The organism is Pseudarthrobacter sp. AB1, assembly GCF_014926485.1.
In the GTDB taxonomy this organism is placed as follows: Bacteria; Actinomycetota; Actinomycetes; order Actinomycetales; family Micrococcaceae; genus Arthrobacter.
The window spans coordinates 53,932-74,137 of the sequence record NZ_PZKO01000019.1 but is presented as its reverse complement, the minus strand read 5'-3'; the positions used below and the strand labels follow the sequence as shown (position 1 = coordinate 74,137).

The window sequence follows — 20,206 nt, the reverse complement described above, 5'->3', positions numbered from 1 at the left end:
GTACTCCCGCCTCGCCGCCCGGCGCGGACCGATGAAGGCCCTCGTCGCGGTCGAACACGCCATGCTCACCGCCGCCTGGCACATGCTCACCACCGGCGAACTCTACAAAGACGCCGGCGCCGACTACTTCAGGCTGCAAGCACCAGCCAAAACCAAGGCCCGCGCGATCGGACAGCTCGAAGCCCTGGGCTACCAAGTGACCCTCGCGCCCCTGCAACCCACCGGATAATCCTGCCTCAAAACGACGACCGCCAGGGCAACCAGTCAACGGGACAACGTCACCGCAATTTTCATGTCAGAGTTGAAGTGTGACTGACCTTCCCCAAGCCCCGCCGCTGCCCGTTCCACTGCCAGAGGAGGCGCCGGAACCCAATGCGGAGGTCGGCGTCGGGCCCTGGGACGGCGAGCTGCCTGAAGGCGACCATTGGGATCATGAACTGCTGGCAGACGGCGACCGGCGCAACGTGGTGGACCAGTACCGCTACTGGAAGCATGACGCGATCGTGGCTGACCTCGATTCCAAGCGGCATAACTTCCACATCGCCATTGAAAACTGGCAGCACGACCTCAATATCGGCACCGTGGTGCGCACCGCCAACGCGTTCCTCGCCAAGGAAGTCCACATCATCGGGCGACGCCGGTGGAACAGGCGCGGGGCCATGGTCACCGACCGCTACCAGCACATCCGCCACCACCCCACCGTGGAAGACTTTGTGGCCTGGGCGCAGGGGGAGGGGCTCGCTATCATTGGCATCGACATATTCCCGGACTCCGTGCCCCTGGAAACCTATGAGCTGCCCAAGGACTGCGTCTTGGTGTTCGGCCAGGAAGGGCCCGGGCTGACGCCGGAGGTCCATGAGGCGGCCTTGGCCACCCTGTCCATCGAGCAGTTCGGCTCCACCCGCTCCATCAACGCCGCCTCCGCCGCGGCTGTCGCCATGCACGCCTGGATCCGCCGGCACGTTTTTAGCCAGCCCGTCTGACCCGCGCCACTTCTGACCCGCGCCGAGTTGGCTTTGTGAGCGTGAGTGTTACCCGTCCGCGTGACCCGAAACACTGCCCCTGCACAGAAATGGCTAGGATGGTGGCTAGCCGTAAGAGGTCTACTCCAGGGTCACAACCCACAGACGAAAACTCAGCATAGGAGTCAGCATGCCCATTGCAACCCCAGAGATCTACTCCGAGATGATCGACCGTGCCAAGGCCGGGGGCTTTGCGTTTCCGGCGGTCAATGTGACGTCGTCGCAGACCCTGAATGCAGCCATCCGCGGGTTCGCCGAGGCTGAGTCCGATGGCATTATCCAGGTTTCCACCGGTGGCGCAGCGTACTGGTCCGGTGCATCGGTCAAGGACATGGTTGCCGGTTCGCTCGGTTTCGCCGCCTTTGCCCGCGAAGTGGCCAAGAACTACAACGTCAACATTGCGCTGCACACGGACCACTGCCCCAAGGACAAGCTGGACGGCTTTGTCCTGCCGCTGCTGGCCGCTTCGGAGGCTGAGGTCAAGGCTGGCCGGAACCCGATCTTCAACTCGCACATGTGGGACGGCTCGCACGAGACCCTCGAAGACAACCTGCGCATCGCCCGCGAGCTGCTGGAGCGTTCCGGCGCGGCGAAGATGATGCTCGAGGTTGAAATCGGCACCGTCGGTGGCGAGGAAGACGGCGTGGAGAACGAGATCAACGAGAAGCTCTACACCACCACCGAAGATGCCCTCGCGACCATCGAGGCGCTGGGTACGGGCGAGAACGGCCGTTACCTGACGGCGCTGACGTTCGGTAACGTCCACGGCGTGTACAAGCCCGGTGGCGTGAAGCTGCGCCCGGAGCTGCTCAAGCAGATCCAGGCCGAGGTGGGTGCCAAGATCGGCAAGGAGAACCCGTTTGATCTGGTGTTCCACGGCGGTTCGGGTTCTTCTGACCAGGAAATCGCTGACGCCGTTTCCTATGGTGTGATCAAGATGAACGTCGATACGGACACGCAGTACGCGTTCACGCGTCCGGTGGCCGGGCACATGCTCGCCAACTACGACGGCGTGCTGAAGATCGACGGCGAAATGGGCAACAAGAAGACCTACGATCCCCGCGTCTGGGGTGCCTCCGCCGAGGCCGGCATGGCTGCCCGCATCGCCGAGGCCGCCCGCCAGCTCGGCTCCCTCGGCAAGACGTTCTAGTTATGTCGGATGAGTTCCGCAAGAACCTGATGGGTCCGGAGCCGACGCTCCTGCCTGCCGAGACCGACGTCTACGAGCAGCTGGACGCCGGCGCCGAACCCCTGGACCTGGTGGAGAAGCACCCCACGTCCTCGCTGTTGTGGGCTGTCCTGGCTGAGGAGGCGTGGTCCGAGGGCCGCACCATCGATTCCTACGCCTACTCGCGCGTTGGCTACCACCGCGGGCTGGACTCGCTGCGCCGCAACGGCTGGCGCGGGGTGGGCCCTATCCCATGGGAGCACGAACCCAACCGCGGCTTCCTGCGTGCGCTCTACTCGCTGGGCCGCGCATCCGCGGCCATTGGCGAAGCCGAGGAACCGGAACGCATCGAGAAGTTCCTCAACGACTCGGACCCGGCAGCCAAGGCGGCCATCGAGGGCAAGTAGTTTGAAGGGCAACGCGGGGTCACTTCCGGCCCAATAACCATCGTTTTTGGGCCGGAAGTGACCCCGCGTTGTTTAACGAACGACGGCGAGCCTACCGGTGGCTAAACCTTCGCGAGTCCTGTGCGGGCCATGGCGTCGGTGTAGACGACGCGCATTTCCTCGAGGTACTGTTCCTGCCGTGCGGGCGTCCCGGCGAAGGCGCGGCCGCTGAGGGAGCGGACCTTGTAGGTCTTCAGCCCGCGGCGCCAGAGCAGCGGAACTTCGGTCTTCAGCAGCAGGTTGGCCAGGCGGTTGGCTTCGGTGCCGTGGGCCACAATCACCGAGGCGCGGGGAACCACGGCGAGGAACTTCAACAGCGGCTTGAGGCCAGCGGAAATCTGGTCCGGCGTGAACTTGCCGTTGACCTCACCTGGGGTGTGCCACGGGTGCACGTTCCAGGGCATCACGAACTCGGGGCGCAGGCCCAGCTTCCACTGGATGCCGAGCATGCGGGTGGCGGCGTCTTCGTCGCCGGCGGTGATGAAACCGGACGGGTCAGCTTCGCCGATGTTGGAGTAGAGGCTGATGATGCGGCACTCGTCTACGTCGTGCATGGGGTCGACGTACGGGACTTCGGTGTGGGGCTTGACGCTCTGCAGGGAATCGCACAGCTCGTTGACGGCTGCAACGTTGGGCTCGTAGCGGCGGCTGAGGAGCTGTTCACGGAGGGATTCTGGGGCCAGGGCTGTCATATAGTGCAATGTCTCCTGCGGGGCTCGGCGATGCTGCCAATCCGGAAAATGGGCGCGTGATGGGCGCGCCCGTCCGGCGTGGTTTGAAATGTGGTGTGGACCGATTCCTGGTCGATCTCTATCAGTTTAGCAAGCCCCGCGAAATGCGGACCCCGTCCGGTGAGATTCCGTGATGAAAGGCATACGCCGGACCACGCAGCCGGAGAGGAAAACCCGCGGACAATCCGCAATGGCGCGGCAGGCTCCGCAGGCCCAACGGGTGGAGGAAACCCCCGCATCGGCTAAACTTGGGTGGTAAGAGCCCCGGACTCTTGCGTGGTTGGCCGCCGTAGCGGTCCGGCCAGGCTATGGCCTTCGGGGCATTCTCATGAACGGCGCAACGCAGGCCTGCCATCTAGGTGGACTGACCTGTGCGGCCCGAACGAATGGGGGAGGATCCCATGCCAGCAATCGTGATCGTAGGAGCCCAGTGGGGCGACGAAGGAAAAGGCAAGGCCACCGATCTTCTGGGCGGCCGTGTTGACTACGTCGTAAAGCCCAACGGCGGCAACAATGCCGGGCACACCGTCGTCGTAGGCGGTGAGAAGTATGAGCTCAAACTCCTTCCGGCCGGCATTTTGAGCCCTAACGCGATTCCGATCATCGGCAACGGCTGTGTGGTGAACCTTGAGGCCCTGTTCGAGGAGATCGAAGGCCTGCAGGCCCGCGGCGCGGACACGTCCAAGCTGCGCATCTCAGCCAACGCGCACCTCGTGGCGCCCTACCACCAGGTCCTGGACAAAGTCACCGAGCGTTTCCTCGGCAGCCGCGCCATCGGCACCACCGGCCGTGGCATCGGCCCCGCTTACATGGACAAGGTGGCCCGCCTGGGCATCCGCGTCCAGGACGTCTTTGACGAGTCCATCCTCCGCCAGAAGGTGGAAGGATCCCTGCGCCAGAAGAACGAACTCCTGGTCAAGGTCTACAATCGCCGCGACATCGTGGTGGACGAGATCGTGGACTACTTCCTGGCGTTCGCCGATCGCCTTCGCCCGCTGGTCATCGACAGCACGCTTGTCCTCAACAACGCCCTGGACGAGGGCAAGGTTGTCCTGATGGAAGGCGGCCAGGCCACATTCCTGGACGTAGACCACGGCACCTACCCGTTCGTGACCTCCTCCAACCCGACCGCCGGCGGCGCGTCCGTTGGCTCGGGTATCGGCCCCACCCGGATTTCCCGCTCCATCGGCATCATCAAGGCCTATACCACCCGTGTTGGCGCCGGACCGTTCCCCACCGAACTGTTCGACGAGATGGGCATGTACCTGCAGAAAACCGGTGGCGAGTTCGGCGTAAACACCGGCCGTCCGCGCCGCTGCGGCTGGTACGACGCCGTCCTGGCCCGCCACGCTTCCCGCGTGAACGGCTTCACGGACTACTTCGTCACCAAGCTGGACGTCCTCACCGGCATTGAGCAGATCCCGGTCTGCGTTGCCTACGACGTTGATGGTGTGCGGCACGACGAAATGCCCATGACGCAGACCGAGTTCCACCACGCAGTGCCCATCTTTGAGTACTTCGAGGGCTGGACCGAGGACATCACCGGCGCCCGCACGCTGGAGGACCTCCCCGAGAACGCCCGCAACTACGTGCTGGCCCTCGAAAAGCTCTCCGGCACGCGTTTCTCCGCGATCGGCGTCGGCCCGGACCGCGACCAGACCATTGTGGTCCACGATCTGATCAACGACTAACAGCCTGCAACGTACGACGACGGCGGGTCACCTGAAGAGGTGGCCCGCCTTTGTTCTGCCTGGGGGTAGTACGCAATTTACACAGGCTTAACGCAACCGGTCTTGTGAGGCTGTACCCGAGGCGGACAGACTCTTAAGCACACCCTGAACTGATCAGTTGATCATTCGACCAGACCCGCAGGTGCCCGACGCAGCGATGCTCCGGGACCGCCCGTGGCTAAGATGCCGCGGACGGGACCCGCAGACCGGAAGGATTTATCATGGCCGGGAAGTTTGAAGTTTTCTTGGATTCGGATTCACATTTCAAGTTCCGCCTCACGGCGCCGGATGGCACCGTGATGGCTGTGTCCGGAGCCTTTGAGGACAAGGCAGCCGTGGCTGCCGGGATCGCCGCCGTCCGCGAATGCGCCGGGACAGGGCTGGTCACCGACCTCTGCCCCGCCGCGAACGTTTCGCCGACCGACCCCGCGCCCGCTCCGGTGCTTGTCCCCGCCCAACTCAAGCCGGGCTGTGGGGACCAGCTCGTCCCCGCCACCAGGGCGCACACTTTTGTCATGGCCAAGGCGCCGCGCCGGGGTGTGGCCGCCCCTCGCTGGACGTAGGCAGTACGGCCGGCGGTACAATCCTTGGAAGTTTTTCTCCGACGGCGTAACCCCGGCGGTGTCTGGAGCGATTACCCCTATGAAGCGCCGGTCTGGAACGTGTCCCCCATCATGTTCCAGCCCGGCTCTTTTGTTACCGGCGGGTAAAGTTAGCTGGCGAGGGCATTCCGCGCATGACGTGCGGGCCCCAAGCTAAGCAAGCCCAGTCCCTCCACCGAAGGCCCTGTGTCCGTGACCGATGCACTGACAGATGACGTTCTGCGTGCGCGCGCCCGCGATCCGGAGCTTTTCAGCATCGTGTATCGCACCTATGCATCGCAGGTCCTGGGCTACCTCACAGCCCGCGGGGTAGAAGATCCGGAGGCGGTTATGCAGGAAGTCTTCCTCGCCGTCCTACCGCGGCTGCAGACGGTTACCGGCGGTGTCGCCGGGCTGCGCACCTTTGTCTTCTCCGTGGCGCACGCCAGGATGGTGGACGATCACCGGAGGCAGCAGCGCACCCCCACCAAACTTCCGTTCGAACCGGAGCTTGACGGACGCCAGGAGTCATCCGCCGAGGCCCAAGTTCTGCAGCGGATCTCCCCGCAGGAGGTTGCGGATCTCCTGAACGATCTGCCGGCTGAGCAGCGGGAAGTGTTGTCGTTACGCCTCGTCGCGGGCCTGACCGTGGACCAGGTGGCCGCTGTGATGGGAAGGAGTGCGGGTGCCGTCAAACAGCTACAGCGACGTGCACTGATCCGGCTGCGCGAGCAGTCCGCAGTGAATGAGTACGTGGCCCCATGACGTCCAATGCCAGCTCCCTGATCCGGACCGTGGATGAAATGCTCCTTGATGCCGGTTGGACCGATACCGCCGGTTGGGCCGATGACGCCGGGCTCCGTGAAACGCTGCTCGCGGTAGGTTCCCTTGCCTCCATGCCGGTCCTCGAGCCCGGCCCTGAACTGGCGGCACTGCTCGCAGGCCAGTCCCATCAGCTCGCCCGGCACCGCCTGCTCCGCAAGCACCGGACCACCGTTGTGGGCCTGGCTGTCGTCGCGGGGATGGGCCTTGGCGTCACCGCAGTTGCCGCCACCGGGACCGCTCCGGACGCGCAGGCCAGCAATTCCATCCAGCAGCTGTTGCGGGACTGGGCCCCTGCCTGGACCGTCGCGGGGACTCCGTCTGTCAGCGGGAGCGCCGTCGATCCGGCGGAGGTGCAGTTGCCCGCGGAGCCGGCAACCCGCGACATTTCAGCGCCGGTACACCCCGAACCTGCTGAACTTGGAACCGGCCAGCCAGTCAACGGTCCGGAAAACGCTGGCCAGAACGCGGGCACGGGGCCGGCCGGCCGCGGAGACGACACCGCGCCCGGCAAGTCAAAGGCGGACGACGGCGGCGCGCCGGGGAACGCCGCGGGCGTCACCCCGGGCGGCGCTGCTCCGCGGGATGCAGCCACTCAGGACGCTGCCACCCAGGAGGAAAGAAAAGGTCCTGCCAAGGCCGCCACAGACGCCGCTGCCGAACTCGACAAGGCCGGAAAGCTGGCTGCCGGTACGCTGTCCGAAGCCGCAACAGCGGCCGAGTCCCTGACGTCAGCCCTCGTCCCCCCGGCACCGACGGAAAAAACCGGGCCCGGCATTGCCGGACCCGGTTCAAACTGGCTAAGGAAGTTCAACCGGTAGGTTCTCCGTCAGGAAGAGCCTTCCGCCGGGAACCACCTTTCCGTCAGGAAAGGAGTTGCCGCTTGGAGGAGATCACGCCGGTGTCGAAGCCGGCCAGGTGCAGCCCGCCATGGAACCGGGCGTGCTCGATCTTAACGCAGCGGTCCATCACCACGTCGAGCCCGGCGGCTTCCGCGTCCGCGGCCACGTCCTCATGCCAGGAGCCGAGCTGCAGCCAGAGGGTTTTGGCGCCGGCCGCGATGGCTTCGTCCAGGACGCCCGGGAGGTCATCGTGCTTGCGGAACACATCCACGATGTCCGGGCTTTCGGGAAGATCGGCCAGTGAGGCGTAGGTCGGTTCACCAAGGATCTCCTTGACCACGGGGTTCACGAAGTACACCTTGTACCGCGTGGACGACTGCAGGTAAGTCGCCACAAAATAGCTGGCCCGGGACGGCTTGTCCGAGGCGCCCACAATCGCAATTGAGGTGGCTGCGCGCAGCAGGTTCAGGCGCTCCGGAGCGGAAGGTCCGGCCCAGGTGCGTTCGCTGGTGCTCATACGTTCGCTCCAATCGTGCAGGATTCTGCTTCGGTGGTTGAGTCTGTCGAAACCTCGGCCGCGACCACCGGTTCGGAGGCCGCGTCGAGTGCCTGGTCCAGGTCCCACAAGATGTCCTCGATATCCTCCAGGCCCACGGAAATCCGGACCAGGTCCTCGGGCACGCCCGCGGACTCCAGCTGGACCGGGCTCAGCTGCTGGTGCGTGGTGGACCCCGGGTGGATCACCAGGGTGCGGGAATCGCCCACGTTGGCCAGGTGCGAGGCCAGCTGCAGGGATTCGATGAACTTCTGCCCGGCCGTGCGGCCGCCCTTCACCCCGAAGGAGAAGACGGAGCCGGGGCCCAGCGGCAGGTACTTCTTCGCGCGCTCAAAATGCGGGTGCGAGGGTAGCCCGGAGAAGTTGACGTATGCCACGCGGGGGTCGGCCTCGAGCCATTCGGCCACAGCCTTGGCGTTCTTGAGGTGTTCGTCGAGTCTTTGCGGGAGCGTTTCCACGCCTTGCAGCAGCTGGAAAGCCGACAGCGGCGAAAGTGCCGGGCCGATGTCCCGCAACTGTTCGCAGCGCAGCTTGGTGAGGAAGCCGTACTCGCCGAAGTTGCCCCACCAGGAGACATTTCCGTAGGATGCCACCGGCTCGGTCATGGTGGGGAACTTGCCGTTGCCCCAATCAAACCGGCCGCTTTCCACGATCACGCCGCCCAAGGTGGTGCCGTGCCCGCCGAGGAACTTGGTGGCGGAGTGGATGACGATTTCGGCGCCGTGTTCGATCGGGCGCACGAGGTACGGCGTGCTCAAGGTGGCGTCCACCACGAGGGGGACGCCGGCGTCGTGCGCTACCTTCCCAAGGGCCGCCAGGTCCTGGACTTCAGACGACGGGTTCGCCACCACCTCGACGAAGATCGCCTTGGTGTTTTCCTGGACCGCCGCGGCATAGTCTGCGGGGTCTGTGCCGGGAACGAACGTGGTGTCCACGCCGAAGCGGCGGAGCGTCACATCCAGCTGGGTGACCGTCCCGCCGTACAGCTGGGAGGCTGCCACGATGTGGTCGCCGGACTGGGTCAGCGCAGCGAAAGTGATGAACTCAGCTGCCATGCCGGAGGACGTTGCCACGGCGCCGATGCCGCCTTCCAGCGAGGCGATGCGCTCTTCGAAGGCTGCCACGGTGGGGTTGCCGATGCGGGAGTAGATGTTGCCGTACTTCTGCAGCGCGAAGAGGTTGGCGGCGTCCTGGGTGTCCTTGAACACGAAGGACGTGGTCTGGTAGATGGGTACCGCGCGGGCGCCGTGTTCGGCGTCGGGGGTGCCGCCGGCGTGCAGGGCGCGGGTGCGGAAACCGAACTTGCGGTCGGCCATTACGCAGCCACCCCAACGTTGGCCACGGGTGTGGCGGAGAGGTCCAGTTCGGTGCCGTGCCGGCGGGCCAGGTCCGCCTCGAGCTCGCGCACAATCGGCAGGATGTCCTGGCCGAATGCGGCCACCTCCTCCTGGAAGTGCAGGTAGCCGGTGAGGAAGAGGTTCACGCCGATCTTCTTGTATTCCACGATCCGTTCGGCGATCTGCTCCGGGGTGCCGATCAGCTGGGTCTTGAAGCCGTCGTTGTACTGGACCAGATCCTCGAAGCTGGAGTCGGCCCACATGCCCTTGCCGTCCTTGGTGGACGCGCCGGCTTCCTGCACGGCGTCACGGAAGCCCTGGACTGCAGGCTTGTGTGCCTTCGCCACGATTTCGCGGAGTGTCTCGCGGGCTTCCTTCTCCGAATCGCGGGCGATGACGAACCCGTTGAGTCCGAAGCGGGGGGCGGCGAGGACCCCGTCAGTGCCGCGCTTCGTCTCACCTGAAGCAGATACAACCCCCGCGATGTTCTCCTTGAAGCCTTCCAGGTCCTTGCCGTTGGAGAAGTACCAGTCAGCCACGCGGCCCGCAGTGGCCTGCGCCGCCGTCGAGTTTCCGCCGAAGAAGATTTCCGGGTGCGCACGGCCGGGGACATCCACGGGGGCCGGGTTCAAGGTGAAATCGGTGATGTTGTAGTAAGCGCCGGACTGGCTGTATTCCTGCTCGGTCCACAGTCCGCGCAACACGTTGATGAATTCCTCGGTGCGGACGTACCGTTCGTCGTGCTCCAGCCAGTCGAGACCGAAGTTGGTGAACTCGTTTTTGAGCCAGCCGGAGACGATGTTGACCGCGGCGCGGCCGTTAGAGATGTGGTCCGCGGTGATGATGAATTTGGCCAGTACGCCGGGGTGCCACATGCCGGGGTGGACGGCGGCGATGACCTTCAGGCGTTCGGTGGCCGCGAGGAGGGCCAAGCTGAACGACGTAGCCTCGTGCTGCTTGTCGGCTCCGTAGGACGCGGCGTAACGGGTCTGTGTCAGGGCGTATTCGAAGCCGGAGTTCTCGGCGATCTGCGCGAGCTTCTTGTTGTAGTCAAAGTCCCAGCCGGTGCGCTGTTCGATGGTGGAGACCACCAGGCCGCCGGAAACGTTCGGCACCCAGTACGCAAACTTGAGCGGCTCTGAAAGGCGGGCAACGTTGCTGATGTCTGTCATGAGTTTTCCTTTACTAGGGTCCGCTCGCGCAGGACGTCCTGGATTCCGGCGATCGCCGGTTCGTTTTGGAGTGAGGTGGTGTCGCCCAGGGCGGTCCCCTCGAATAATTGGGTGAGCAGCCGGCGCATGATCTTGCCGCTGCGGGTCTTCGGCACGTCAGGAACCACGACGACGTCGCGCGGCTTCGCGATCGGGCCGATCACCTTCGCGACGTACGCTTTGAGCTGGTCCCCGGTGGTTGAGCCCGTCGAAACTCCTGCTTTTAGCACAACAAAAGCGACAATCGCGTGCCCGGTCTTGGGATCGGCTACCGGACAGACGCCGGCCTCCACCACGTCCGGGTGGGCCACCAGCGCCGACTCGATCTCGATGGTGGAAAGCAGGTGGCCGGAGACGTTCAAGGTGTCGTCCACGCGGCCCAGGATCCAGATGTCGCCGTCGGCGTCGTACTTTGCGCCGTCGCCGGCCAGGAACCAGCCCTGTTCCACGTACTGGCTCCAATATGAGTCGTAGTAGCGCCGGGGATTGCCCCAGACGGTGCGGGCAATGGCGGGCCCGGGAGTGTCAACCACAATGAAACCCTGGACACCCGGGGGCACGGTATTGCCGGCGTCGTCCACGATCCTGGTGCTGACGCCCGGCAGCGGTCGGGCCGCGCAGCCCGGTTTGAACTCGGCGTCCGTCGGGGCGGGGGAGAGGATGGTGGCGCCGGTTTCGGACTGCCACCACGTGTCCACCACCGGTGCCGTGCCGGCGCCGACGTTCTCGCGGAGCCAGCGCCAGGCCTCCGGGTTGACGGCTTCGCCCACGGTGCCGAGCATCCGGATGGAGGAGAGGTCGTAGCTGTCCGGCACGCCATCCGGGAACCAGCCCATGAGGGACCGGACCAGGGTGGGCGCGGTGTAGTACTGCGTGACCCCGTACCGTTCGATGATCTCGAAGTGGCGGCCCGGGTGCGGCGTGTTCGGAGTGCCTTCGAAGATCACCTGGGTGACGCCGTTGGAGAGCGGACCATAGATCTCATAGGTGTGCGCCGTGACCCACGCGAGGTCGGCGGTGCACCAGTGCACGTCCTGGTCGCGGAGTGCAGGATCGGGGTTGCTGAAGAGGTGTTCGAAGCTCCAGGACGCCTGGGTCAGGTACCCGCCGGAGGTGTGGACCAGACCCTTGGGCTTGCCCGTGGTCCCGGAGGTGTACATGATGAACAGCGGCGTTTCGGCGTCGAATGCTTCGGCATCGTGGACATCCGCGGCAGTCCCGACGGCGTCATGCCACCACACGTCGCGGCCTTCAGCCATGGAAACGGCGGCCAGGTCCTCCGGCGCTGTGGTGCGGTTGATGACCAGCATGTGTTCGATCGCGTTGTCCCCGGCGACGGCGGCGTCCGCGTTGTCCTTGACGGGCACGGCGACGCCGCGGCGGAACTGGCCGTCCGTGGTTACGAGGAGCTTGGCGCCTGTGTCCTCGACGCGGAACTTCAGGGCTTCGGCGGAGAAGCCACCAAAAACGAGCGAGTGGATGGCGCCGATCCGCGCCACGGCGAGGGTGATGATGACGGTTTCGGGAATGACCGGCAGGTAGATGACCACGCGGTCGCCCTTGGTGATGCCCAGGGCCAGCAGGGCGTTGGCGGCCTTGGAGACTTCGCGCTGCAGTTCCGCGTACGTGATGGCTCGGCGGTCCCCGGGCTCGCCTTCGAAGTGGAGGGCCACTTTGTCGCCGCGGCCATTGGCGACGTGGCGGTCCACGCAGTTGTAGGCGACGTTGAGCTTGCCGCCCTCAAACCAGGTGATTTCCGGGCCTTTGCCGGCTGCGGCGTCGGCCGGGACCCGGCGGTGGGCCGTGTGCCAGGGCTTGCCGCCGGAGATTCCTGTGGGCTGCGCCCAGTCCAGGCGGAGGGCCTGCTCTTCCCAGAAGGCCACATTGTCCGGCTGGGCGTCTTCGTGTGTTTCTTTGTGCTCCGCCGTCTGCTGTGTGGTGGTGGTGCTGCTGTGGCGCGCCGGCCCTCCCGACGGTGCGCCGTGCACGGCGACGTCGTTCGGCTCGGTCGAGGACCATCCCGATGAGCTGCTGGAAGGGCCGGGCGCGTCACGCAGCCCTGCTTCGATCGCCGTCGCGTTCGAAGTGGATTGTGGGGAGTCCCTTTCAACGGCCGCTGCTGCGGCACTGGCGGGACTCAGGGTGGTCAACGGCGTGGCAGAAGATGCTTCTGGTGTCATAGATGTGCTCCATCGATCCTGGCGGTAGCACCCTCCGCTGTGTGCTGAGGATGGTCGCCTCAACGGGTACAGCGCTGGTCAGGGATGCTGCGGCTTCATCGATCCAGGTCTCTTGGCCGCTCGGGATGGTCACTTCCACTACAGCTGAACCGCACGCCCTGCGCCAAATCGGCGTCCACGGAACGTAATATTCGTTCACCCCAGGCATTGGCGCCCACGAGTCAGTCAGTTATTCGACGACGAGCCACTCCAGGGGCGATGTACGCTTGCATCATGGGCCACGTCAACGATCCTGCCGTTATTGAGCGCCTGATGCGGAACAAAGGGCGGTGGGCCATCGTGGGCCTGACCACCAATCAGTGGCGCGCAGCCTACGACACGTCGCTGTTTATCCGCGACCGGCTCGGCATGGAGATCATCCCCGTCAACCTTCCCGGCGACCCCGTCCACGGCGAAACGGGGTACCGCAAGCTGGGTGAGATTCCCCCTGAAAAGCAACCCCTCGACGTCGTCGACTGCTTTGTGAATTCACAGAAGGTCGGGGCGGTGGTGGACCAGGCAATTGCGGTGGGCGCCAAGGCCGTGTGGTTGCAGCTGGGCGTTACCGACGAAGCGGCAGTGGACCGGGCCAAGGCCGCCGGCCTGGACGTGGTGATGAACATCTGCCCCGCGCAGCAGGCGTGGAAGTACAACCTCTGACTGGTTCCCCTGGACGCGCTGGTTCCCCCGGCCGCTCAGCGCGCCCCGCGCGGCAGCCCGCTCAGCGCTGCATAAGGTCCGGGTAGTGGCGTTCGGTCACGTCGGGGTGGGCGCGCATGCGGCCCTTAAGCATGTTCAGGCCAAAGGACGCGAGCAGCGGGTTGGACGGGTCGTCGGAGATGCCGCGGGCCTGGGCTTTGAGCTCGGGCGGCAGGGGCACCGGATCGATGACGGCATCCAGCCGCGGCGACCAGAAGAACGGGACTGAGTAGCGGTCCACGCCGGGTGGCGGCGCCTGGACGCGGTGGATCGTGGCGGCAAGGAAACCTTCCGTGGCCACCTCCAGCATTTCGCCCAAATTCACCACGAGTGCCCCGGGAACAGGCTCAACCGGTGCCCATTCGCTCGTCCCGGGCGGCAGGACTTCGAGTCCGCCCACCTCGTCCTGGAGGAGCAGGGTGACAAAACCGTAGTCGGCGTGGGAGCCCACGCCCTGGTCGCCGGCCGCCTCCACCACACCGCCGACGTAATGCACCAGCTTTCCCATCCACGCCGGTTCGTTGCCGAAGGGCTCGTCGAAGTGGTCCTCCGGCAGTCCCAGGGAAACCGAGATGCCCCGCAGCAGTTCCATGCCCACGCTGGACATCAGGTCGGCCCAGGCCATGGCCGCGGACTTGAGCTCCGGCAATGCTTCATCGGGCCACATGTTGTGCCCCTGGAGCAGCCAGTACGGCTGATCGGCCGGGTAGTTGTGGACGGGTTCGCGTTCCGGGGAGTAGTCGATCTGCTCGCGCGCGTCGGCCCGGCCCTGCGTCACCTCAGTGCCCATCCGGGTGTAGCCGCGAAAATGGGGGGAAATCCTGTTGTCCAGCTTCATCCGCTCCTCAAGCGGCAGATCGAAGAACCGTTTAATGAGGGTCAGCAGCTCCTCGGCCTGGCCGGGGGCGGCGCCGTAACCAGTGATTTGGAAGAAACCCACGTTGTGGGCGGCGTCCCGCAGCTGATCTATGAATTCCGGGCTGAAGGAGCCGTACGGCTGGCGTGCGGCGCTCATGTCCAGAACGGGGATGGTGGCCTGGTCGGGTGACATCTTCGCAGACTAGCACCGCCGGGAAGGGCTTTGTAGGCTCGGTCCATGGACGCAGCGCAACTCAAGGCCATCTGCCTGTCATTTCCCGGTTCCTTCGAGGATTTTCCCTTCGGTCCCGAGACCTCCGTTTTCAAGGTCCGGGCTGCCGTGGCGGGTGGCGCAAGGCATGAAGCCAAGATGTTTGCGGCCTCCGCCATGAACCCCGACGCCTGGTCCGTGAGCCTGAAGTGCGAACCCGCCCTGGCTGAGCAGCTGCGTACCGCCCACCCGGAAATCACCGGCGCGTGGCACATGAACAAAACCCATTGGAACGGCGTGCGGCTCGACGGGAACCTGCCCGATGCCATGGTCCGTGACATGGTGGAGGACTCCTACGACTTGGTGGTAGCCTCCCTGAGCCGCAAGCAACAGGAGCAGCTGGGATGGGCGCGGCTGACCGGTTCTTCGGGCGGGTCCCGTTGACGGGGAAGCGCCTGGCCGCCGGTCACCTCAACTACCCTGGGGTCGGCTCCACCCAACACGGCCGGACGCCGGAAGGCTACCCGCTCGTCGTATCGCGGGACTATCTGGGCGATGGGCCGGCGGTCTACCGCAGGGTTGCGCACGGAATCCTCACCTGGGAACTACAGCGGAGGTCCGGCCTTCGCGTCCGGACCGAGTCCGACGCCGTGGTCCCCGGCGTACGCGTGGTGAGCGGGTTCGGCGTCGGGCCCTTCCGTATCAATGCCCCCTGCGAGGTGGTCTGGGTCCGGCATCCCTTGCCGGGCGAAAGTCCGCAGTCGGCGGGCTTCGGCTACGGCACGCTGCCCGGCCACCCGGAGCGCGGCGAGGAAGCATTCGAAGTTGAAATCGGCGCCGACGGGCGGGTGTTCCTGAAGATCACAGCGTTCAGCCGGCACGCCAACTGGTTCTATACGGCCGGCGGCCTGCTGGCCCGGGCCGCGCAACGGCACGTCACTTCGCGATACGTTGAAGGGGCACGCCAGCTCGCCGCGGGATAGTCCATGTTCCGCAACGGAAGGAAAATCCATGATCTTCATCGTCGTTAAATTCAAGGTCAAACCCGAATGGTCCGAGCGCTGGCTCGGCCTCGTTGACGACTTCACCCAGGCCACACGGGCGGAGCCCGGCAACCTGTGGTTCGACTGGTCCCGCAGCGTGGAGGACCCCAACGGGTTTGTGCTTGTGGAAGCCTTCAAGGACGACGCCGCCGGGGACCACGTCAACAGCTCCCACTTCAAGCAGGCCATGGCGGACATGCCGCAGGCGCTGGCTGAAACACCGCAAATCATCAGCCGCCAGCTCGACGGCGACGGCTGGGACCGGATGGGCGAACTGACCATCTGATGTGGATCGGCTGGATTGAATTCGACATCCTCCTCGGCGATGTCCAGAGCCTGAAGGAAAAGCGCTCCGTCATCAGGCCGCTGCTGGCCGAGCTCAAGCGCCGCTTCGACGTGTCCGTTGCAGAGGTGGGGGACCACGAACAGTACCGGCGCTCGCAGGTGGGTGCCGGCCTGGTGGCAGCGGACCGGGCGCACCTCGTGGAGGTGCTCACCGCCGTCGAACGCTTTGTGGCCGTCCGGCCCGAAGTTGAGCTGCTCAGCTCGAGGCAGCGGGAGCTCCGAAGCGACGATTAAACCAACGCGGGGTCACTTGCCGCCCATCCCGAAGGGATTATTGGGCGGAAAGTGACCCCGCGTTGATCTAAGGAGTGGGGACTAGCCGAAGTACTTCGGCAGGGTCGCCTCGTGGGCTTCGCGGAGGGCGTCCAGCGACATGGTGTCCACGCCGTTGACCTCCAGGTTTCCGCTGGCTGCGTCCACCACGCCGATCCGGGTGTGGGCAAAGCCGCGGGCCGTGCACATGTCCTTGAAGCGGACCTCTTCCGAGCGGGGCACGCCGACAACTGCGCGGCCCTGCGACTCGGAGAACAGCGCCGTGAACAGGTCCACGCCGTCGCGGTCCAGAACGTCCTGCAGGGCGATCCGGGCACCTACGCCGTAGCGCAGTGCGGACTCCACCAGGGCTGCCGCGAGGCCGCCTTCGGAGAGGTCGTGCGCGGAGTCCACCATGCCGTCGCGGGATGCGTTGATCAGGATTTCGCCCAGCTCGCGTTCGGCGGCAAGGTCAACCTTGGGCGGAAGTCCACCAAGGTGGCCGCGCATGTTGGCCCACTCAGAACCGTCCAGCTCGGCCGCCGTCGTACCCAGCAGGTAGATGGCCTGGCCATCTTCCCTCCAGCCCGACGGCGTGCGGCGTGCGACGTCGTCGAGCTTGCCCAGCACGGCCACCACGGGGGAGGGATGGATGGGCGTGGTGCCGGTCTGGTTGTACAGCGAGACGTTTCCGCCCGTGACCGGGATGCCCAGCACCATGCAGGCATCGGACAGGCCGCGGATGGCCTCCGCGAGCTGCCACATCACGTCCGGGTCCTCGGGGGAACCGAAGTTCAGGCAGTCGCTGACGGCCATCGGAACGGCGCCGGAGGTGGCCACGTTGCGGTAGGCCTCGGCCAGCGCCAACTGTGCGCCGTGGTACGGGTCAAGATAGGTGTAGCGGCCGTTGGCATCGGTGGCCAGGGCAACGCCCAGGCCGGTTTCCTCGTCCACCCGGACCACGCCGGCGTCGTCCGGGAACGCCAGGGCGGTGTTGCCGCCAACGTACCGGTCGTACTGGTTGGTGATCCAGGCCTTGCTGCACATATTCGGCGACGCTACGAGCTCGGTGACGGCCGCGGCCAGTTCCGCGGGGGCGGAGGGGCGGCTGGCGTCCTGCACAGAGCCGGTGAAGGAATCGGCCTGTACGGAATCCTGCCAGGAGGGGCGGGCGTACGGGCGGTCATAAACCGGCCCGTCGTGGGCCACGGTGCGCGGGTCGACGTCCACGATGACTACGCCGTCCCAGGTGATGATCAGGCGGCCGGTGTCGGTGACCTCGCCGAGCCAGGAGTACTCCACGGCCCACTTGTCCATCACGGCTTCGAAGGCGGCGATGTTCTCCGGGGTGACCACAGCCATCATGCGTTCCTGCGACTCGGACATCAGGATCTCGCCCGGGGTCAGCGTCGGGTCGCGCAGCAGGACGGAGGTCAGCTCAACTTCCATGCCGCCGTCGCCGTTGGAGGCGAGTTCCGACGTGGCGCAGGAGATGCCAGCGGCGCCGAGGTCCTGGATGCCTTCAACCAGCGAGCCCTTGAAGAGCTCCAGGCAGCACTCGATCAGGACCTTCTCAGCGAAGGGGTCGCCCACCTGGACGGCGGGGCGCTTGGACGGCTTGGTGTCGTCGAAGGACTCCGAGGCCAGCACCGAGGCGCCGCCAATGCCGTCGCCGCCGGTGCGTGCACCGAACAGGACCACCTTGTTGCCCTTGCCGGACGCGTTGGCGAGGCGGATGTCCTCGTGGCGCATCACGCCAACAGCCAGCGCGTTGACCAGCGGGTTGCCCTGATAAACCGAGTCGAACACCATTTCGCCGCCGATGTTCGGCAGGCCCAGCGAGTTGCCGTAGCCGCCGATGCCGGCAACGGCACCGTGCATCACACGGGCAGTGTCCGGGTGGTCAATGGCGCCGAAGCGGAGCGGATCCATCACTGCAACCGGGCGCGCGCCCATGGAGATGATGTCGCGGACAATGCCGCCGATGCCGGTGGCTGCACCTTGGTAGGGCTCCACGAACGACGGCGAGTTGTGGGACTCGATCTTGAACGTTACGGCCCAGCCGTCGCCCAGGTTGGTGACGCCGGCGTTTTCGCCGATGCCCACCAGCATGTCCTTCTTCATCTCCTCTGTCACCTTGTCGCCGAACTGGCGCAGGTGGTTCTTCGAAGACTTGTAGGAGCAGTGCTCGCTCCACATGACGGAGTACATGGCCAGCTCGGCGCCGGTGGGGCGGCGGCCAAGGACCTTGACGACCTCATCGAACTCGTTCTGCTTCAGGCCCAGCTCGGCCCACGGCAGGTCGGTGTCCGGCGTCTTGGCAGCGTTCTCGACGGTGTCAATGTTGAACTTCTTGGATGAGGTCTCGACAGGCTCGACCACCGAATTGGTCTCGGTCATTTGTTGCCTCCCACAATCTTGTTCAGTACGGAGGTGAAGAACCCCAGGCCGTCGGTATCCGTGCCCCCAATGCCATCCAGTGACTGCGGGCCGAAGCCAACTTCCACCGCGTGCTCGGGGTGGGGCATAAGTCCCACGACGTTGCCTGCCGCGTTGGAGATGCCGGCGATGTCGCGGCGCGAGCCGTTGGGGTTGAAGCCCACGTAGCGGAACACCACGCGGCCTTCAGCTTCGAGGGCGTCCAGGACCTTTTCGTCGGCGATGTACTGGCCGTCCTGGTTCTTCAGCGGAACCGTGATTTCCTGGCCGGCCTCGTAGTCCAGGGTCCAGGCGGTGTTGCTGTTTTCCACGCGCAGGACCTGGTCGCGGCACATGAACTTCAGGTGGTCGTTCTTGATCATGGAGCCGGGCAGCAGGTGCGACTCGGTCAGGATCTGGAAGCCGTTGCAGATGCCCAGCACGGGCAAAGGATTCGAGGACGCGGCGCCTGTCGCTGCCTTAGTGATCTCGGACATCAGCGGGGCGAAGCGGGCGATGGCGCCGGCGCGGAGGTAGTCGCCGTAGGAGAAACCGCCGGGGATTACGACGGCGTCCACGTCACCCAAGGTGGTGTCTGCGTGCCAGAGCGGCACTGCGGTGCCGCCGGCGAGCCGGACTGCACGGGCGGCGTCGCGGTCGTCAAGGGTGCCGGGGAACGTGACAACGCCGATCCGGGCACCGGCGAGCCTGCGAGCACCAGGAGCGTCGGCGGCGACGGCAATTGCCTCGCCGATCAAGGGAAGTTCAGTCATCTCAGGCCTCGACGACCTCGACGTTGACGACGTCCTCGATCACCGGGTTGGACAGCAGGGTCTCGGCGGCTTCGCGGGCCTGGGCCAGGATTGCGTCGGTCACCTCGCCGTCAACCGTCAGTTCAAAGCGCTTGCCCTGGCGGACAGAGCTAAAGCTGGTGAAGCCCAGACGGGGGAGTGCACCCACGATGGCCTTCCCCTGCGGGTCCAGAATCTCGGGCTTGGGCATGACGTCAACAACGATCCGGGGCATCCGGCAACTCCTGTGCGTGAGCATTGGGTAAGGGCGCAGCGGAGTCACGCCGTCTTACGCCGTTCCAGGATGTTGTGGACATTCTTTTTCGAACAGTGTCTTTAGAACAGTGTGGACGGGCGCTCCGCGAGCTTGCTAGCCCATTCTACCGGGCGGAGCGCCGCACCCTGTATTCGGAGGGATCGGCCACAGTCATCGCGGCGGGGCGGGCTTTCGGGAGGTGGGGCACGACGGCGGCTATGGCCTCGCGGGGCCAGCGTCACTAGGATTGCGGCATGGCTGAAAAATCGAAATCCATGCTGTTGCCGATGATGGCTTTGGCCGTTTTTGCCGGCTTGGGCCGGATGGTGGCACAAAAGATCAAGGCGGACCGGGCTGCCCGGGAAACGCACGTGACCGGCCCTATGGACGAAAAGACCCGCCAGTGGATCAGCGACGTGGTCCGAACGCCCAGGCAGTAGACGCCTGCTTACCCAGGCCTCAAGACATTACGCAAGCCCAAATGGGCGTCCCACCACGGGGCGCCCATTTTTGTGCCCAGCGCCAGGGCCCCTGCGCCAGATCCTCGGCTGCAAAATGCCCTGCTCCCGGGTCGCTGCCAGGATTGTTTCAGAATCACCTAGCCATGTGAGGTTCTACACACTATGGTCGTAGGACGTCGTATGTGGCAGGTGGTATCCCTTTGGGTA

Annotated in this window: 22 protein-coding genes and 1 pseudogene; 14 read left to right on the top strand and 9 right to left on the bottom strand. The window is 65.3% G+C overall.

Features of this window, described 5'->3' with window-relative positions; all coding sequences use genetic code 11:
• The 4 genes and pseudogenes from DAD99_RS06095 to DAD99_RS06080 form a co-directional block, all read left to right on the top strand.
• A pseudogene (locus DAD99_RS06095) lies at window positions 1-229 on the top strand (IS110 family transposase); the annotation flags it as partial.
• Window positions 230-308: 79 nt separating this feature from the next.
• Entirely contained in the window at window positions 309-983 is a 675-nt protein-coding gene (locus DAD99_RS06090) for a TrmH family RNA methyltransferase (protein WP_370526106.1), read from the top strand.
• A gap of 169 nt (window positions 984-1,152) precedes the next feature.
• A complete protein-coding gene (gene fbaA, locus DAD99_RS06085) occupies window positions 1,153-2,172 on the top strand; it encodes a class II fructose-bisphosphate aldolase (protein WP_185262153.1) in 1,020 nt (339 codons plus the stop codon).
• Between the two features lie 2 nt (window positions 2,173-2,174).
• Window positions 2,175-2,597, top strand: coding sequence for a DUF3151 domain-containing protein (locus DAD99_RS06080; RefSeq protein WP_185262435.1), 423 nt, complete (start codon window positions 2,175-2,177; stop codon window positions 2,595-2,597).
• 101 nt (window positions 2,598-2,698) lie between these two features.
• On the opposite strand, the gene DAD99_RS06075 is transcribed toward DAD99_RS06080, so the two are convergent.
• Window positions 2,699-3,328 carry a uracil-DNA glycosylase gene (locus tag DAD99_RS06075; RefSeq protein WP_056348638.1) on the bottom strand — a complete coding sequence of 210 codons (630 nt, stop codon included), beginning with the start codon at window positions 3,326-3,328 and terminating at the stop codon, window positions 2,699-2,701.
• Between the two features lie 440 nt (window positions 3,329-3,768).
• Here DAD99_RS06075 and DAD99_RS06070 point away from each other — a divergent pair, with 440 nt between their 5' ends.
• The 4 genes from DAD99_RS06070 to DAD99_RS06055 all read left to right on the top strand — a co-directional run bounded on the left by DAD99_RS06070 (window position 3,769) and on the right by DAD99_RS06055 (window position 7,321).
• Complete coding sequence (locus tag DAD99_RS06070; RefSeq protein ID WP_185262436.1) at window positions 3,769-5,058, top strand: adenylosuccinate synthase; 1,290 nt, start codon at window positions 3,769-3,771, stop codon at window positions 5,056-5,058.
• A gap of 260 nt (window positions 5,059-5,318) precedes the next feature.
• Complete coding sequence (locus tag DAD99_RS06065; RefSeq protein WP_193340771.1) at window positions 5,319-5,660, top strand: DUF1508 domain-containing protein; 342 nt, start codon at window positions 5,319-5,321, stop codon at window positions 5,658-5,660.
• 231 nt (window positions 5,661-5,891) lie between these two features.
• Window positions 5,892-6,443, top strand: coding sequence for an RNA polymerase sigma factor (locus DAD99_RS06060; RefSeq protein WP_193340770.1), 552 nt, complete (start codon window positions 5,892-5,894; stop codon window positions 6,441-6,443).
• On the top strand, window positions 6,440-7,321 hold the full coding sequence (locus DAD99_RS06055; RefSeq protein WP_193340769.1) for a hypothetical protein: 882 nt from the start codon (window positions 6,440-6,442) through the stop codon (window positions 7,319-7,321). Before DAD99_RS06060 ends, DAD99_RS06055 begins: the two co-directional genes overlap by 4 nt.
• Window positions 7,322-7,364: 43 nt before the next feature.
• On the opposite strand, the gene DAD99_RS06050 is transcribed toward DAD99_RS06055, so the two are convergent.
• From DAD99_RS06050 to acs, 4 genes are read right to left on the bottom strand one after another with little or no spacing between them, the layout of a single operon-like run.
• Window positions 7,365-7,859 (bottom strand): CoA-binding protein, encoded by a 495-nt coding sequence (locus DAD99_RS06050; protein WP_185262440.1) that lies wholly within the window; start codon window positions 7,857-7,859, stop codon window positions 7,365-7,367.
• Window positions 7,856-9,214: an O-acetylhomoserine aminocarboxypropyltransferase/cysteine synthase family protein gene (locus DAD99_RS06045; RefSeq protein WP_193340768.1), complete on the bottom strand. Its 1,359-nt coding sequence runs from the start codon at window positions 9,212-9,214 to the stop codon at window positions 7,856-7,858. Before DAD99_RS06045 ends, DAD99_RS06050 begins: the two co-directional genes overlap by 4 nt.
• Window positions 9,214-10,407: a dimethylsulfone monooxygenase SfnG gene (gene sfnG, locus DAD99_RS06040; RefSeq protein ID WP_185262442.1), complete on the bottom strand. Its 1,194-nt coding sequence runs from the start codon at window positions 10,405-10,407 to the stop codon at window positions 9,214-9,216. Before sfnG ends, DAD99_RS06045 begins: the two co-directional genes overlap by 1 nt.
• Window positions 10,404-12,626, bottom strand: a complete 2,223-nt coding sequence (gene acs / locus DAD99_RS06035) for an acetate--CoA ligase (protein ID WP_227007722.1) — start codon at window positions 12,624-12,626, stop codon at window positions 10,404-10,406. The genes sfnG and acs overlap by 4 nt, the downstream gene beginning before the upstream one ends.
• Before the next feature lie 273 nt (window positions 12,627-12,899).
• Here acs and DAD99_RS06030 point away from each other — a divergent pair, with 273 nt between their 5' ends.
• The gene (locus DAD99_RS06030; protein WP_185262443.1) at window positions 12,900-13,325 is read left to right on the top strand and encodes a CoA-binding protein; all 426 of its coding nucleotides are present in this window, start codon (window positions 12,900-12,902) and stop codon (window positions 13,323-13,325) included.
• Between the two features lie 61 nt (window positions 13,326-13,386).
• Here DAD99_RS06030 and DAD99_RS06025 read toward each other — a convergent pair whose 3' ends face one another.
• Window positions 13,387-14,415 carry an isopenicillin N synthase family oxygenase gene (locus tag DAD99_RS06025; protein ID WP_185262444.1) on the bottom strand — a complete coding sequence of 343 codons (1,029 nt, stop codon included), beginning with the start codon at window positions 14,413-14,415 and terminating at the stop codon, window positions 13,387-13,389.
• Window positions 14,416-14,460: 45 nt separating this feature from the next.
• Here DAD99_RS06025 and DAD99_RS06020 point away from each other — a divergent pair, with 45 nt between their 5' ends.
• Genes DAD99_RS06020 through DAD99_RS06005 form a run of 4 tightly spaced genes read left to right on the top strand, consistent with a single transcriptional unit; the run spans window position 14,461 to window position 16,055 of the window.
• Window positions 14,461-14,877, top strand: a complete 417-nt coding sequence (locus DAD99_RS06020) for an MmcQ/YjbR family DNA-binding protein (protein WP_193340767.1) — start codon at window positions 14,461-14,463, stop codon at window positions 14,875-14,877.
• Window positions 14,838-15,416: a DUF1990 family protein gene (locus DAD99_RS06015; protein ID WP_193340766.1), complete on the top strand. Its 579-nt coding sequence runs from the start codon at window positions 14,838-14,840 to the stop codon at window positions 15,414-15,416. The genes DAD99_RS06020 and DAD99_RS06015 overlap by 40 nt, the downstream gene beginning before the upstream one ends.
• A 28-nt stretch (window positions 15,417-15,444) precedes the next feature.
• Window positions 15,445-15,762, top strand: a complete 318-nt coding sequence (locus DAD99_RS06010; protein ID WP_185262447.1) for a putative quinol monooxygenase — start codon at window positions 15,445-15,447, stop codon at window positions 15,760-15,762.
• Window positions 15,762-16,055: a DUF503 domain-containing protein gene (locus DAD99_RS06005; RefSeq protein ID WP_193340765.1), complete on the top strand. Its 294-nt coding sequence runs from the start codon at window positions 15,762-15,764 to the stop codon at window positions 16,053-16,055. Before DAD99_RS06010 ends, DAD99_RS06005 begins: the two co-directional genes overlap by 1 nt.
• A gap of 81 nt (window positions 16,056-16,136) precedes the next feature.
• Here the strand turns inward: DAD99_RS06005 and purL are convergent, their stop codons facing one another.
• From purL to purS, 3 genes are read right to left on the bottom strand one after another with little or no spacing between them, the layout of a single operon-like run.
• Entirely contained in the window at window positions 16,137-18,473 is a 2,337-nt protein-coding gene (gene purL / locus DAD99_RS06000; RefSeq protein ID WP_193340764.1) for a phosphoribosylformylglycinamidine synthase subunit PurL, read from the bottom strand.
• Window positions 18,470-19,264, bottom strand: a complete 795-nt coding sequence (purQ, locus tag DAD99_RS05995; protein WP_193340763.1) for a phosphoribosylformylglycinamidine synthase subunit PurQ — start codon at window positions 19,262-19,264, stop codon at window positions 18,470-18,472. The genes purL and purQ overlap by 4 nt, the downstream gene beginning before the upstream one ends.
• A gap of 1 nt (window position 19,265) precedes the next feature.
• Window positions 19,266-19,517: a phosphoribosylformylglycinamidine synthase subunit PurS gene (gene purS / locus DAD99_RS05990; RefSeq protein ID WP_056631212.1), complete on the bottom strand. Its 252-nt coding sequence runs from the start codon at window positions 19,515-19,517 to the stop codon at window positions 19,266-19,268.
• Window positions 19,518-19,792: 275 nt separating this feature from the next.
• Here purS and DAD99_RS05985 point away from each other — a divergent pair, with 275 nt between their 5' ends.
• On the top strand, window positions 19,793-19,978 hold the full coding sequence (locus DAD99_RS05985; RefSeq protein WP_193340762.1) for a hypothetical protein: 186 nt from the start codon (window positions 19,793-19,795) through the stop codon (window positions 19,976-19,978).
• Window positions 19,979-20,206 lie beyond the last annotated feature (228 nt).

Bases quoted from the DNA above. Each gene is read 5' to 3' on its own strand.
- DAD99_RS06070 (WP_185262436.1), top strand. From the start codon at position 3,769: ATGCCAGCAATCGTGATCGTAGGAGCCCAGTGGGGCGACGAAGGAAAA.
- DAD99_RS06020 (WP_193340767.1), top strand. From the start codon at position 14,461: ATGGACGCAGCGCAACTCAAGGCCATCTGCCTGTCATTTCCCGGTTCC.
- acs (WP_227007722.1), bottom strand. From the start codon at position 12,626: ATGACACCAGAAGCATCTTCTGCCACGCCGTTGACCACCCTGAGTCCC.
- DAD99_RS06080 (WP_185262435.1), top strand. From the start codon at position 2,175: ATGTCGGATGAGTTCCGCAAGAACCTGATGGGTCCGGAGCCGACGCTC.
- DAD99_RS06010 (WP_185262447.1), top strand. From the start codon at position 15,445: ATGATCTTCATCGTCGTTAAATTCAAGGTCAAACCCGAATGGTCCGAG.
- DAD99_RS06045 (WP_193340768.1), bottom strand. From the start codon at position 9,214: ATGGCCGACCGCAAGTTCGGTTTCCGCACCCGCGCCCTGCACGCCGGC.
- DAD99_RS06005 (WP_193340765.1), top strand. From the start codon at position 15,762: ATGTGGATCGGCTGGATTGAATTCGACATCCTCCTCGGCGATGTCCAG.
- DAD99_RS06075 (WP_056348638.1), bottom strand. From the start codon at position 3,328: ATGACAGCCCTGGCCCCAGAATCCCTCCGTGAACAGCTCCTCAGCCGC.
- DAD99_RS06025 (WP_185262444.1), bottom strand. From the start codon at position 14,415: ATGTCACCCGACCAGGCCACCATCCCCGTTCTGGACATGAGCGCCGCA.
- DAD99_RS05985 (WP_193340762.1), top strand. From the start codon at position 19,793: ATGGCTGAAAAATCGAAATCCATGCTGTTGCCGATGATGGCTTTGGCC.
- DAD99_RS06050 (WP_185262440.1), bottom strand. From the start codon at position 7,859: ATGAGCACCAGCGAACGCACCTGGGCCGGACCTTCCGCTCCGGAGCGC.
- DAD99_RS06030 (WP_185262443.1), top strand. From the start codon at position 12,900: ATGGGCCACGTCAACGATCCTGCCGTTATTGAGCGCCTGATGCGGAAC.
- purQ (WP_193340763.1), bottom strand. From the start codon at position 19,264: ATGACTGAACTTCCCTTGATCGGCGAGGCAATTGCCGTCGCCGCCGAC.
- sfnG (WP_185262442.1), bottom strand. From the start codon at position 10,407: ATGACAGACATCAGCAACGTTGCCCGCCTTTCAGAGCCGCTCAAGTTT.
- DAD99_RS06055 (WP_193340769.1), top strand. From the start codon at position 6,440: ATGACGTCCAATGCCAGCTCCCTGATCCGGACCGTGGATGAAATGCTC.
- DAD99_RS06015 (WP_193340766.1), top strand. From the start codon at position 14,838: ATGGGCGCGGCTGACCGGTTCTTCGGGCGGGTCCCGTTGACGGGGAAG.
- purS (WP_056631212.1), bottom strand. From the start codon at position 19,517: ATGCCCCGGATCGTTGTTGACGTCATGCCCAAGCCCGAGATTCTGGAC.
- DAD99_RS06065 (WP_193340771.1), top strand. From the start codon at position 5,319: ATGGCCGGGAAGTTTGAAGTTTTCTTGGATTCGGATTCACATTTCAAG.
- purL (WP_193340764.1), bottom strand. From the start codon at position 18,473: ATGACCGAGACCAATTCGGTGGTCGAGCCTGTCGAGACCTCATCCAAG.
- fbaA (WP_185262153.1), top strand. From the start codon at position 1,153: ATGCCCATTGCAACCCCAGAGATCTACTCCGAGATGATCGACCGTGCC.